12 protein-coding genes and 1 pseudogene are annotated in these 13,273 nt (G+C 69.3%); 4 read left to right on the top strand and 9 right to left on the bottom strand.

Translation table 11 applies throughout. The features are described 5' to 3' along the window. The first annotated feature begins 179 nt into the window (after window positions 1-179). The 3 genes and pseudogenes from FXF51_RS43525 to FXF51_RS63950 form a co-directional block, all read left to right on the top strand. Window positions 180-599, top strand: coding sequence for a transposase (locus tag FXF51_RS43525; RefSeq protein WP_148440658.1), 420 nt, complete (start codon window positions 180-182; stop codon window positions 597-599). Continuing rightward, on the top strand, window positions 581-808 hold the full coding sequence (locus FXF51_RS43530) for an IS3 family transposase (RefSeq protein ID WP_187414904.1): 228 nt from the start codon (window positions 581-583) through the stop codon (window positions 806-808). Before FXF51_RS43525 ends, FXF51_RS43530 begins: the two co-directional genes overlap by 19 nt. Before the next feature lie 36 nt (window positions 809-844). Then, window positions 845-1,039: pseudogene (locus FXF51_RS63950) on the top strand (hypothetical protein); the annotation flags it as partial. Window positions 1,040-1,338: 299 nt separating this feature from the next. Here FXF51_RS63950 and FXF51_RS43540 read toward each other — a convergent pair. Beyond that, window positions 1,339-2,298 carry a D-alanine--D-alanine ligase gene (locus tag FXF51_RS43540; protein ID WP_148440660.1) on the bottom strand — a complete coding sequence of 320 codons (960 nt, stop codon included), beginning with the start codon at window positions 2,296-2,298 and terminating at the stop codon, window positions 1,339-1,341. A 325-nt stretch (window positions 2,299-2,623) separates the two neighbouring features. Beyond that, the gene (locus FXF51_RS43545; RefSeq protein ID WP_411268425.1) at window positions 2,624-3,949 is read right to left on the bottom strand and encodes a PLP-dependent aminotransferase family protein; all 1,326 of its coding nucleotides are present in this window, start codon (window positions 3,947-3,949) and stop codon (window positions 2,624-2,626) included. Between the two features lie 176 nt (window positions 3,950-4,125). Here FXF51_RS43545 and FXF51_RS43550 point away from each other — a divergent pair, with 176 nt between their 5' ends. Then, complete coding sequence (locus FXF51_RS43550) at window positions 4,126-4,743, top strand: GNAT family N-acetyltransferase (RefSeq protein ID WP_148440662.1); 618 nt, start codon at window positions 4,126-4,128, stop codon at window positions 4,741-4,743. Between the two features lie 84 nt (window positions 4,744-4,827). Here the strand turns inward: FXF51_RS43550 and trxA are convergent, their stop codons facing one another. The 7 genes from trxA to FXF51_RS43585 form a co-directional block, all read right to left on the bottom strand. Further along, on the bottom strand, window positions 4,828-5,142 hold the full coding sequence (gene trxA, locus FXF51_RS43555; RefSeq protein WP_148440663.1) for a thioredoxin: 315 nt from the start codon (window positions 5,140-5,142) through the stop codon (window positions 4,828-4,830). A gap of 11 nt (window positions 5,143-5,153) precedes the next feature. After that, entirely contained in the window at window positions 5,154-6,086 is a 933-nt protein-coding gene (gene trxB / locus FXF51_RS43560) for a thioredoxin-disulfide reductase (RefSeq protein WP_148440664.1), read from the bottom strand. A gap of 146 nt (window positions 6,087-6,232) precedes the next feature. After that, the gene (locus FXF51_RS43565; protein ID WP_187414905.1) at window positions 6,233-7,168 is read right to left on the bottom strand and encodes an anti-sigma factor family protein; all 936 of its coding nucleotides are present in this window, start codon (window positions 7,166-7,168) and stop codon (window positions 6,233-6,235) included. Beyond that, window positions 7,158-7,793 carry an RNA polymerase sigma factor SigM gene (sigM, locus tag FXF51_RS43570; protein WP_127937855.1) on the bottom strand — a complete coding sequence of 212 codons (636 nt, stop codon included), beginning with the start codon at window positions 7,791-7,793 and terminating at the stop codon, window positions 7,158-7,160. Before sigM ends, FXF51_RS43565 begins: the two co-directional genes overlap by 11 nt. Window positions 7,794-7,808: 15 nt before the next feature. Then, complete coding sequence (locus FXF51_RS43575; protein ID WP_148440666.1) at window positions 7,809-9,335, bottom strand: protein kinase family protein; 1,527 nt, start codon at window positions 9,333-9,335, stop codon at window positions 7,809-7,811. 166 nt (window positions 9,336-9,501) lie between these two features. After that, window positions 9,502-11,106: a murein biosynthesis integral membrane protein MurJ gene (gene murJ, locus FXF51_RS43580; protein WP_262380221.1), complete on the bottom strand. Its 1,605-nt coding sequence runs from the start codon at window positions 11,104-11,106 to the stop codon at window positions 9,502-9,504. Beyond that, window positions 11,103-13,220 (bottom strand): DUF6049 family protein, encoded by a 2,118-nt coding sequence (locus FXF51_RS43585; protein WP_148440667.1) that lies wholly within the window; start codon window positions 13,218-13,220, stop codon window positions 11,103-11,105. The genes murJ and FXF51_RS43585 overlap by 4 nt, the downstream gene beginning before the upstream one ends. Window positions 13,221-13,273: the final 53 nt, after the last annotated feature.

Raw genomic sequence — 13,273 nt, forward strand, 5'->3', positions numbered from 1 at the left:
GGGGGGGGGGGGCGGGGATGCGGGGCGGGGACGTGGGTGCGACGGCGCGCTCGCAGCGGGCTTGTGTGAGGTGGGTGTGCGTGCGGCCGATGGGCGAGCACGTGCGGTGTGGGCTTGATCCGGTTTGACGGACATCCGAGATCAGGGGTTCGTCCCCGGAAGGATGTCCATGATGGAGCATGGGGAAGAAGAAGCCGCGTCCTCGCCGCTCGTTCACGCTGGAGTTCAAGGCCGAGATCGTGGAGCTGTGTTGGCGTGGTGATCGGTCGATCGGTGAGGTGGCTCAGGACTTCGATCCGGCTGAGACGGCGGTGCGTCAGTGGGTGCGCCAGGCCGAGGGCGACGAGGGGCAGCGGGACGGGCTGACCAGCAGTGCGCGAAAGGAACTGGCGGCTGCGCGAGGACGTCGATGTCCTGAAGCGGGCGATGGCCTTCTTCGTGAGGCAGACCCGGTGAGCGTGCACCCGTTCATCGAGGCGGAGAAGCAGGGGGTCACAGCGTCAAGCGGGCGTGTGAGCTGCTGGGAGTCTCCCGTGCCGCCTTCTACGCGCGCCGCAGTGCGATGCCCGGTCTGCGTGCGATGCGCGATGTCGAGCTGACCGGGCAGATCTCCGAGGTGCACGCGCGCTTCCGGGGCCGCTATGGCGCGCTTCGGGTGCACGCGCAGTTGCGGCGGAACGGGCAGCAGTGCGGTCGGCGATGGGTGGCCCGGCTGATGCGCGTACTCGGCCTGCACGGGCGTTATCGGCGGCGCCGCCAGATCACCACCGTCCCCGACCCGCATGCGAGCCTGCGCGGCCGGACCTGATCGAGCGCGACTTCACGCCGGATACGGCGGCCATCGATACGCGCTGGTGCGGCGACATCACCTACGTGCCGACCGAGGAGGGCTGGCTGGCTGTATCTGGCCACCGTCATCTACATCGCCTCGCGATGGGTGGTCGGCTGGGCGACGGCCGGTCACCTGCGCACCGACCTGGTCGCGGAGGCTCTGCAGCACGCCTGCGCCCACCGTCGGCCGACCGGGCCGGTGATCTTCCACTCGGACGCGCGCGGGGGACTCGGTGGCGCCTGGGCGGTGGTAGGCGTTCGGTGCGGGTGTGCGGGTGTGCGGGTGTGCGGGTGTGCGGGTGTGCGGGTGTGCGGGTGTGCGGGTGTGCGGGTGTGCGGGCGTGTGCAAGGCGAACACGGCGTACGTGGCATCACGCGGGCAGGGGAGTGGTGCGTAGCTCGGAACGGGACTTCACATGTGTACCGGCACTGCGGTCATGGGCCGCCGCCACCCCGAGCTCTAACCCACCGAATAACCAGCCCAGGGGTGCCGACATTCACCTCACGCTACGAAGCGGCGGAGCGGGAGGCCGCGTTCTGGAGCAGTGTCCGGCAGAGCTCACCGAGATCCTGGCCCGCCGCCTCAGCCGCCATGGGCAGCAACGAAGTCTCCGTCATCCCCGGCGCCACGTTCACCTCAAGGAAGTGCGGCACCCCATCCCCGTCCACGATGAGGTCCGTTCGGGAGATGTCGCGCAGCCCCAGAGCGGTGTGGGCGGTTACGGCGGTGGAGGCGCAGGCGGCGGCTGCGGCGGCGGAGAGGCGGGCGGGGGCGAAGAATTCGGTGTGGCCGGCGGTGTAGCGGGCGGCGTAGTCGTACACGCCTTCGTCGGGAACGATCTCGACGGCGGGCAGGGCGACGGGCCCGGAACCGAGGTCGACGACGGAGACGGCCACCTCGACGCCCTCCACGTACCGCTCGATCAGCGCGGTGTCGCCGTAGGCGAAGCAGCCGACCATCGCGGCGGGCAGCTCTTCGGCGGTGGGGACGAAGGAGGCGCCCAGGGCGGAGCCGCCGCGGGCGGGTTTGACGAAGAGGGGCAGGCCGAGGCGTTCGACGATGCGGCCGAGGACGACGGTGGCGCCGAGGTCGTGGAAGGTCTCCTTGGGGAGGGTGACGGAGGCGGGGGTGCGCAGGCCGACGGAGCGGACGACGGCCTTGGCGGTGGGCTTGTCGAAGGCCACGCGGCAGGCGTCGGGGTCGGCGCCGACGTACGGCACGTTGAGGAGTTCCAGCACGGAGCGGATGGCGCCGTCCTCGCCCGCGCCGCCGTGGAGGGTGACGAAGACGGCGTCCGGCGGGTCGGCGAGGATGTAGGGCACGAGGGAGGCGTCGGTGTCGCGGGTCTCCACGTCGGTGCCCGTGGCGCGCAACACCTCGCTGACTCTGCGACCCGAGCGCAGAGACACCTCCCGCTCGTAGGAGAGGCCTCCGGCCAGCACGAGCACGTGGCCCAGATCGCTCATCACATCTCCTCTGCTGACGCCGCTGATGGCAGGCTGTCCAACCGTACCGGCGGCCGGGGCTAATGGTGTACGGGAGGTGCTTTCTCCGGCGATCCCATGCCATCTCCTCCGGGAAGGAGGGATCCGGGAAGCCCTGGGGCGCAGGGTGCAAGTGCCTCAGGGAGGTGAGGGCGCAGGGTGCACGTACCTCAGGGACGGGGGATTGCAGGGGATAAGTACCTCAGGGACCTGGGGACGCAGGGGTGCACGTACCTCACGAAAGCGAAAGGCCGGGGAAAGCGAGAGGCCGGCGTCGCGCACTGGGCGACGCCGGCCTGCCGGTGGATCAAGCCAGATCGGGCCCCGGCGTGTCGACGCCCTGATGGTCGCGGGCGGAGGCCGTGCCGAAGGTGTCCCTGAGCTGGATCTCCTGCTCGATCACCCCGGCGAGCCTGCGCACCCCTTCACGGATGCGGTCGGGCTCGGGGAAGCAGTACGACAGCCGCATGTGCCGCGCCCCGCTGCCGTCGGAGAAGAACCCGGTGCCGGGCACGAACGCGACCCGTTCGGCCACGGCCCGCGGCAGGATCGCCTTGGAGTCGAGCCCTTCTGGCAGGGTGGCCCAGACGAAGAAGCCGCCGCCGGGCCTGGTCCAGGTGACCTCGGGCGGCATCAGGGATTCGAGCGCGTCGAGCAACGCGTCGCGGCGTTCGCGGTAGAGCTCCCTGAAGGATTTGATCTGCTCGTGCCACGGCTGCGTCGCGAGGTACTGGCCCACCGCGAGCTGCGTGAACGACGAGTGGGACAGCACGGCCGACTCCATGGCCAGCACGAGCTTGTCGCGGATGGCGTGTGGCGCGAGCGCCCAGCCGACGCGGAAGCCGGGGGCGAGCGTCTTGGAGAACGACCCCAGGTAGACCACGCCGTCGGGGTTGTCGGCGCGTAGGGCGCGCATGGGCTCGCCGTCGAAGCCGAGCAGCCCGTACGGGTTGTCCTCGATGATGAGGATCCCGGCCCGCTGGCAGATGTCGAGCACCTGCTGGCGGCGGGCGATGTTCAGGGTGACGCCGCCCGGGTTGTGGAAGGTCGGGATCGTGTAGAGGAACTTGATGGGCGCGCCCGCGGTCTCCAGGGCGTAGATGGTCTGGGCCAGCGATTCGGGCACGATGCCCTGATCGTCCATGGCGATATGGACCACTTTGGCCTGGTAGGCGGCGAACGTTCCCAGTGCCCCCACATAGGAGGGGCCTTCGGCCAGCACGACGTCGCCCGGATCGATGAAGATGCGGGTGATCAGGTCGAGGGCCTGCTGCGAACCGACGGTGACGACCACGTCGTTCGCCCCGGCGTGAATCCCCTCCAGCCGCATGACCTCGCAGATCTGCTCGCGCAGATGCGGGTCGCCCTGGCCGGAGCCGTACTGCAGCGCGACGGGGCCGCGCCGCGTGACGAGGTCGGAGACCAGCTCGCCGACCATGTCGAGGGGAAGAGCCGTGACGTACGGCATGCCGCCCGCGAGCGAGACCACCTCGGGCCTCGACGCGACGGCGAAAAGAGCTCGGATCTCGGAGGCGACCATCCCGGTAGCTCGCGCGGCGTACCGATCGACGTAAGCGTCGATGCGCGACCCTTGGGTCGCGGGTGTCTGACCGTGATCCAGCTCTTCTGTCACGGCCCACCTCCTAGGTGTCATATCGGGCTGAAATACCAGATTACGCCAGACGGACATGTCGCCCGTCGCCGGGCTCGCCCGTCGTGGTGTCCGGTGGCGGCATCTTCACTGGGCTACGATGCCACCTGTAGACGCGGTTTTCGCGCGCTTTTCCGGGTCAACGATAGGGGCCGTAGTTGTCGCGCCGGCTGGTCAACATAACCCTGGACAATGTTGAAGATCTTCCGCGCCGTTGCCGAAGGTGCGTGTTCTGGGAGCTCGACCCCATGAGCGGGGAGCGGGCGGTGGATTCCGGCGATCCGACCCTGGAGAAGGAGGCCTGGATCTCCGGCACGCTGCTGGAGTGGGGAAGTTGCGGCAAGATCGCCTACGTTGACGGCGTGCCCGCCGGGTTCGTGCTCTACAGCCCGCCGCTCTACACCCCCCGTTCGGTGGCCTTCCCGACCTCGCCGGTGAGCGCGGACGCGGTGTTGTTGATGACCGCGCACATCATTCCCGAGTTCTCGGGCGGCGGGCTGGGCCGGATGCTCATTCAAGGGGTGGCCAAGGACCTGACGCGGCGCGGCGTGAAAGCCATTGAAGCTTTCGGAGACCTCAAGTGGGAAGAGCCTAGTTGCGTCGTTCCAGCGGAATACTTGCTTTCTGTGGGGTTTAAGACCGTTCGTCCGCATTTGAGATTTCCGCGGTTGCGGCTGGAGCTCAAGAGCGCGGTCTCGTGGCGTGAGGACGTCGAGGTGGCCCTCGAACGCCTCCTCGGCTCCATGAGCCCGGAACGGGCGCTACGTCCCGTCTGACGCCACCACAGCCCCGCAGAGTGCGAGGACAAGAGAAACGCCCCGCGGTCGGTGACGACCGCGGGGCGTTTCTCGTTGGGCGTCCTAGATGATGCCCTCGAGCTCGCGCAGCAGCATGGCCTTCGGCTTGGCGCCGATGATCTGCTTCACGACCTCTCCACCCTTGTAGACGTTCATCGTCGGGATCTGGAGCACACCGTACTGACGGGGCACCTCAGGGTTCTCGTCGATGTTCAGCTTGACGATCTCCAGCTTGTCGCCGTGCTCGTTGGCGATCTCCTGGAGGATGGGCGCGACCTGACGGCAGGGGCCGCACCACTCCGCCCAGAAATCGACCAGCACGGGCTTGTCGCTCTTGAGGACCTCTGCTGCGAAAGTGGCGTCGGTGACAGCCTTCACGGTGCGCTCCCTTACTTCTCGTTGTTGGCGAGCCAGCGCTCGGAGTCGAGCGAGGCCGCACAGCCGGTGCCCGCCGCGGTGATGGCCTGGCGGTAGGTGTGGTCGACGACGTCACCCGCGGCGAACACGCCGTCGATGTTGGTCGCCGTGGAGGGGGAGGCCACCTTGATGTAGCCGTCCTCGTCGAGGTCGATCTGGCCCTTGACCAGCTCGGTGCGGGGGTCGTGGCCGATCGCGAGGAACAGCGCGTCGGTCGCCAGCTCGCACTCCTCGCCGGTCTTGACGTTGCGCAGCTTGACCGCGTCGACCTTGGTCTCGCCCAGCACGTCGACGACCTCGGAGTCCCAGACGAAGCGGATCTTGTCGTTGGCGAACGCCCGGTCCTGCATGATCTTGCTGGCACGCAGCTCGTCGCGGCGGTGCACCACCGTCACCATGCGCCCGAACCGGGTCAGGAACGTGGCCTCCTCCATCGCGGTGTCGCCACCGCCGACGACCACGATGTCCTTGTTGCGGAAGAAGAACCCGTCACAGGTCGCACACCAGGACACACCGTGGCCGGACAGCCGCTTCTCGTTCTCCAGGCCGAGCTCGCGGTAGCCGGAGCCCATCGCCAGGATGACCGACTTGGCGTAGTAGGTGTCGGTGTGGGTCTTGACCACCTTGGGATTGGCGTTCAGATCCACCTCGACGACGTCGTCCGCCACCAGCTCGGCGCCGAACCGTTCGGCCTGCTTGCGAAGGTTGTCCATGAGGTCGGGGCCCATGATGCCGTCGGGGAACCCGGGGAAGTTCTCCACGTCGGTGGTGTTCATGAGCGCGCCACCCGCGGTCACGGAGCCTTCGAAGACGAGCGGCTTGAGTTCGGCGCGCGCGGAGTAGACGGCCGCCGTGTAGCCGGCAGGGCCGGAACCAATGATGATCACGTTACGGACGTCGCTCAACGCTGTCACGCCTTCCTCGTCTGCTGATTGCACCGGCGTCAACGAATCCTAGGCCGCCCTGATTCCCAGCCCTACCCGGCAACGCGGTGAGAAACGAAAGAGCCCGCCGAAGCGGGCTCTGACGTGGGCTGACTTACAGACGACCGTTACCAGCGGCCCAGTGCGGGCTTACGCAGGTTCTTGCAGTTGAACGGGTCGACGACGTCGATGCGGACCTTCTTGGCGGCCCGCTGCTTCCAGGACGCCACAATGAGCGCCTCCTGGCCGTTGTACTGGCCCTGGTCCACCGCGAACACGTCGAGCTTGGAACGCTTGGAGACCGCGCTGACACACTTGGAGACCCCGTCGGCCCCGTTGGAGGTGTCGAGCACGGCAGGAGCAGGCGCCAGGAAGCTCTGCAGCGGGGTCCTCAGCTCAGGGTCGCTGTAGTTGTGGTCGCTGTTGGTCACGGCGTAGCCCCTGGCCCTCTGGCGGTCCTTCGTCGGCTCAGAAGACTGGGATGGCTGCGCCGGTGGCAGGGCGATCGGTGGTGCGACGCTCGTGCCGCTGTCACCGCCGCTCGCCAGCAGGCCCGTGGAGGCCACCGCCGTGCCGACCACCACGGCCGCCGCCGCGGCGGCGACCGCGGGCATCGCCCAGCGCCGGCGCCGCATGGTGCGGGTCCTGGCGGGGACGATGGTGCCGTCGTCGGAGACCACGCCGAGACGTACCGGCTCGGGGATCTCATGGACGTCACCGGCCCCGGAACCCGCCGAGGAGGCCACGGCCGGTCGCCGCTCCCACGGGGCGTCCCGCATGAGCTCATCCCAGTCAGGCGTTTCCACGAGGCCGACACCCCCGCCACGCCGGGACTCAGCCTCGGCTGCCAGGGCCTTGTCGATGCGCAGTGCGACACCCATCGGCATGGCCGGTGTGGGGGTCGCGGCCAGCACCTCGCGAACCGCCGCCAGGTCGGCCAGAAGCTCCCCACAGGGGTCGCAGACCGCGAGATGCTCGCGGACCTGGCGCGCCGTGCCTGCGTCCAGGAGACCCTCTGCCAGCTCGGCGAGGATTTCCAGATCGTAGTGCGTATCACCCGTCACGAAGTTCTGCTCCCTTCGCGGATGAGACGCGATTGAGGTCCGATCGGTTCCGCAGATGCGAAAGAATTGGGGCAAGTTTCGCGCGGCCTCGCGCACAGCGGCTCTTCACGGTGCCGCTGGGCACCTGTAGCACCTGAGCTGCGTCTTCGACCGAATAGCCCATCATGTCCACCAGCACCAGGGCGGCCCGCTGGTCGGCGGGGAGCAGCTTCAGCGCGGCCGAAACCTCCATCGAGACCTCGCGCTCGACCGTCTGGTCGGGCAGCGGCGTCTCGCGCTCGGCCGCCTCGATCAGCTCGTCGTCGGCGACGGGCCGGACGGACTTGCGGCGCATCCGATCGAGGCAGGCGTTGACCACGATCCGGTGCAGCCAGGTCGTGACGGCCGCCTCGCCGCGAAACGTGGCGGCCTTGCGATATGCGGAGACGAAGGCGTCCTGCACGGCGTCGGCGGCCTCGTCGGGGTCACCGAGCGTACGCAGTGCGACCGCCCACATGCGGTCGCGGTGCCTTTTGACGATTTCACTGAAGGCGTGTGGATCCCCGTTGATATGCGCGGTCAGCAGCTCGGCGTCTGTGACCGCCGGCCGCTCCGCTGCTGAGGGTGTCTCGGGTGGGGAGTTCACAAGAGAGATTCCTGATTATGCCGATCCGGGAGAGTGCACCACTACCTCATAGATGGTGCCATGAAAAGTGCCTGCATCCGTCGGAACACGCGTAAACCAGATCAAAACGTACTGACCGCTTGTCGCCTCTTCGGGGGCGAGAGTCGTCTTACCTGCGGCGTTCTTCTCGGTCGCCACGGTCTTCAGCGAGTCGAGGTCGGGGGAGTCGCCCACCTTCAGCTCGACGGTCGCGCCCGACGCGTCGGACAGCGTAGCCACCACGTCACTGATCTGCATGGACTTGCCCATGTCGAGCAGCAGGCCCACGCCGTCCTTGAGCCTGCCCAGGTCGGCGCTGGTGTAGGTCTCGGTCTTCCACAGCGTGCCCGGCTTGCCGTCGATGGCCAGCTTCGCGATGTCGCTCTTCTCGTCGCCGTCGCCGAGCGGGTCGAAGCCCTTGGCGTTCTTCGGCTTGACGGCGTTGACGGCGACCGTGGCCGACTTGGTCGAGGTGGGGGCGGCGGAGGCCGTGCCGGACGTGGTCGGGCTGCCCAGGCTGCGGCCGATCGTCCAGGCGCCGACGCCGACGGCGGCGATGACGAGCAGCACCACCAGCGTCATCAGCACGCGGTTGACCGTGCTGCCCCCGCCGCCGCCCGACGGGCGCTGCGGCATCGTGACCGGCGGCAGCGGCGGCATGGGAGCGGCCTTCTGCCGGTGGGCGATGTCCAGGCCCTCGGTGTGGGACGCCGAGGCGACCGCGGGGGTCGAGGGGTAGGAGATCGGAATCGGCATCGGCCTGGCCACGTCGGCCAGCGACTCGGCCACCTCGGCGGGGCTGGACAGCGCGCCCTGGCCCCTGCGCGACTCCGGCAGGCAGGCCCGCACGGTGACCGTGTCGAGGTAGCCGGGCACGCCCGCGGTCACCTGGCGGGGCGTGCAGAAGTGGCCGTCGGTCATGGGGGCGGCGGGCAGGCCGCCCTCCTCCTCGTCACCGGGCCAGTGGCCGGTCAGGCCCGCGTACAGCAGCCGGCCGAGCCCCTCGGCGTCGTCGAGCGCCGGCTGGTCGGTGGTGAGGCCCCACATGGCCGCGTCCACGGCCACGCCGAGCACCTTCACCGTGTTGCCGTTCGTCCACATCAGGTGGGACGGGCGCAGGCACAGGTGGTAGAGCTGCGCCTCGTGGGCGTGCGCGAGCGCCTCGGCGGCCTCGGCGACCAGCCCGGCCGCCCGCTCGGGCTCCAGCGGCCCGTTGGCCAGCAGGTCGGTCAGCGTCTCGCCGGTGACCCACTCGCTGACGACGTAGGCGCTCTTGTCGTCCTCGGCGGCGTCGAACACCTGGGTCAGGCGCGGGTCGGTCAGCCGGCTGGCCGCGCGGGCGGCCGTGACGACCTCGTGGACCCGGGGAAAGTCTGGTGCGAAGGTGTGCACCGCCACAGGGCGGGCAAGGATCTCGTCGATCGCCTTCCACAACGTGGCGCCGTCGGACTCGCTGACGCGGTCCTCCAGCCGGAAACGCTCGGCGAGACGGGTGCCGGGTTCGACGGCCGACGTGCTGCTCACTGGCTCACTCCGCTTGGCCGATCGGGCGTGCTCATGGTTCGACTCACCTGCGTGGCCGTGTCCCACGAAGGCACGCTATGCCGGGTGGATCCGCCCACGCCCCTCCTGCTTCCATTCGCGCGTGTCGGGCTCCATGGTAGTGCCGAGTAGATTCCGCCCGCGTTCTTTACCGACCTACCCGCCTCGCGACCATCCCAACGATCGAGTTGACCTCCGGGATGCGCATTCTGTGGGCCACGCCGAGATAGAGCACCATACCCAGTCCGCCGCCGATGGCGAGCACTATGACCGAATTGAGAAAATCGAGCCCGCCGAAGACGGTCGTCACGAGCCAGACCGCGGCCAGCGCCAGCACCGCCGTGGGCAGGGCGGCGAGGTACATCCGGGTCATCGACATGCCGACGGCCCAGCCACCCAGGCCGCCGACCCGGCGGCTGGCCAGCCACCAGGCCAGGATCGCACCCAGCCCGTACGCGACCGCGTACGCCAGCGCCAGCCCCATCACCGCGTACGCGGCCGGCAGCATCAGGTACAGCAGCACCATGAGCACCGCGTTGACCGCCGTCGTCCCGGCCCCGATGAACACGGGGGTACGGGTGTCGCCGAAGCTGTAGAAGACCCGCAGCAGGAGCTGGAAGATCGCGAACGGCACCAGCGCCAACCCGTACACCTGCAGCACGTTGCCGATGTAGACGGCGTCGGCGACGCTGTTGGCGCCGTGGCCGTAGATCGGCACGGTGATCGCCGGCCCGAGCACCATGAGCAGCAGCGACACGGGCACCATCAGCGAGCAGATCAGCCGCACGTTCGAGCCGAACTCGCCGCGCACGTCCTCGAAGCGCCCCTCGCTCACGGCCCGGCTCATCCGCGGCAGCATCGCGGTGATCACCGAGACGCCGATGACGCCATAGGGGAGCTGGAAGAGCTGGAAGGCCAGCGTGTACGGGCTGACACCGTGCCCCTTCACCGCGTCGCCCGCCGAGCTGGCCAGGTTGACGGTCAGCATGAAGCCGAGCTGGGTGACCACCGCGTAGCCGATCGTCCACACGCCGGCCTTGCCCATCTCGCCCAGGCGGGCGTTGCGCAGGTCGAAGCGGGGCACGAAGGAGAACCCGACCCGCCGCAGCGCCACGATGAGCACCGCCGCCTGCGCCACGATGCCCGCCGTGGTGCCCAGGCCCAGGAGCGCGAGGTCGGTGTTGGTGACCTTGGTGATGTCGCTGCCCGTGCCGATCGCGGCGTAGAGCAGGAACACCACGATGACGACGACGTTGTTGAGCACCGGGGCCCACATGGGGGCGCCGTAGCGGTCGCGGGTGTTGAGGATGGCGCCCGCCACCGCGCCCACGCCGAAGAAGGCGAGCTGCGGCAGGATGAAGCGGGCCAGCATGACGGCCACCTCGTACTGCCTGCTGCCCGGCGCCCAGTCGCTGTAGAGGTCGATCAGCAGCGGCGCGGCCAGCACGGCGAGCACCGCGACCACGATCAGCGTGCCCGTGGCGATGGTCAGCAGCCGCTGCTCGTAGGCCCGGCCGCCGTCCTCGTCGTGCTGCTGGGCGCGGACCACCATGGGCACGATCACGCTGCTGAGCACGCCGAGGAGCAGCAGGTCGAGGATGCCGTACGGGATCGCGTACGCCACGTTGTAGGCGTCGCCCAGCGCGGCGGTGCCGATGGCGTAGGCCAGGACCATCGTCCGCACGAAGCCCGTGACCCTGGACACCATGGTGCCCGCCGCCATGATGGCGCTGGCCCGCAGCATGCGGCTCATACGGTCTCACTCTCCCGGTTCTTGGCGGCACGCGCGAGCTTGCGCTGGGACCTGCGGCGCAGCAGCCGCGTCACCACGGCGGCGAGCATCACGGTCAGCGCCGCGCCCACGATCACCAGGGCGATCCCCGTGTAGCCGGTCGTGCGGATCGTCAGCCGCTGTGGCTTGCCGTACGGCTGCCCGTCGGCGGTCTTGAGCTGCACGGTCACGGTCGCGTCGCCGCTGGTGTCGGGGGCGGCGTTCATCTGGACCTGCACGGTGCCGCTCTGCCCGCCGCCGATCGTCAGCGGCTCGGGCTGCGCGAAGTTGACCGTCAGCAGCTCGGGGTTGTCGGACTTGATGTCGATGTACAGCTCGATGGGCACGCCGAGCTCGTTCTTCACGCTGATCGGCACCACGCCGTTGCTGCCCGCGAGCGTCTTCGGGGAGTCGGGGCTGGCGCCGGTGATTTTGATCTCGGCGAGCCTGCCGTCCACCGCCTTCTTGACCTCGTTGGTCACCGAGCGGCCCGCCCGCGTGCTGTTGCGCCAGGCGGAGGAGGTCAGCCGCAGCACCGCCGCGTCGAAGCGGGACTGCGCCTTCTGCTGCATGATCAGCGAGGTGAGCTGCGACTTCGACCAGATGTCCTTGACCGGGTCGAGGTACTTGCGGCTCAGCTCCTCCTTGCGGTCCTGGTCGGTGTAGGTCAGGCCGGCGCGCGGGGTGGAGGTCTTGGCCGGCTTGATGGACTCCAGCGTGGCCGGCTGCAGCCACGGCAGCCGGCCCGCCGCCTTGACCAGGGCGGTGACGAGCGCGGGGTTGGGGTTCCAGCGCCGCGAGGGGGCGATGACCAGCGACCTCGGCGTGACCTGGCCGGGCTCGGAGGCGATCATCGCGGTCTCGGCGACGAAGCGCTGCGTGCTGAGCGCGACGGACGTGCCGGTGCCCGGCTCGAACAGGCGGCTCAGCTCGGCGTCGGCGACCAGCGCGGTGACGGGGCCGTTGACCGAGTCGAGGGTCGCCGCGGCGTCGGGGGTGGTGAGGAGGGCCTGCTGCGGCGGCAGGTTGGTGGCGTTGAGCAGGACGGTGTCGACGTCGCTGACCGACAGCAGGTCGAGCGCGTCGGGGTCGAGCACGCCGTCGGCGGGCCAGGCGAGATTGGTCTTGGCGTTGCGGTTGAGCAGTGTCCTGGCCGTCTGCCCGCCCAGCTCGACGGCCCGGTGGGTCTGCGTGTCGAGCCCCTGGTGGGCCAGCGCCGCCACGTCGGGGTCGGCGTACGGGGTCGCGACCACGGGGGAGGCGGCCAGCGCGCTGCGCATGGTCGTCAGCCACTGGGCGGCCTCGGCGCTGGCGGGCTTCTTCTCGTCGCCGTCCTTGGTCTTGACGCTGTAGCCCTTGGTCATCCGGTTGACGTCGTCGAGCAGCGCCGGGTCGAACACCCAGGTGACGGTGGACGGCGCGGACTGCGCGATGCGGGCCAGGTCGGCCAGGCGGCCACGGCCCGCCAGCGACTGGCTCAGCTTGTCGTCCACGAACGCGGCGTCGTCGGTCGCGCGGTGCGGCTGGTCGATGACGGGCAGGGCGATGGCGATCTTGTTGCGCGGCAGCTTCTGCGGCGTGGCCGGCGCGTACGTCAGGAACGTGCGCTGCGCGGCCTGCGGGACGGAGTACTGGGCGACGTCCACGGCGATCGGATAGACGCCGAACTGGCTCAGCCCGAGCTGCACGGGGGTCGCGGTGATCGTCCACTGCGCCGTGCCGCCCGCGGCGAGCGGCTCCAGGTCCATGTAGGAGTTGCGGGTGGAGACGTTCTGCGGGAGCGTCTGGGTGCTCTGGTCGTTCTGGTAGACGGCCATGGCGGCGCGGTCGGTGAGCCTCTGGTTGCTGTAGCGCAGGCGCACCTGCAGCCCGGTCACGGGCGCCCCCGTGTCGTTGCGCACCGTACCGGTGATCTTGATCTCATCGGTCAGGTTTCTGGGGGCCTCTGGCGTGATCGACGAGATCGTCACCGTGTAGCCCTGCCGCTGCACGGTGGTCAGCGCCGGTTTCGCGGCAGCAGAACCCGGCGTCACCGCCACCAGGGGGGCGAGCAACGCGGCGGACAGCGCGGCGAGCAGCGTGGCCTTACGAATCACGCGGATGCCCGACCTGGACTACGACGACGACGCACGCCCGCAATGGTACGGGC

It is taken from the genome of Nonomuraea sp. PA05 (genome assembly GCF_008086045.1).
GTDB lineage: Bacteria > Actinomycetota > Actinomycetes > Streptosporangiales > Streptosporangiaceae > Nonomuraea > Nonomuraea monospora.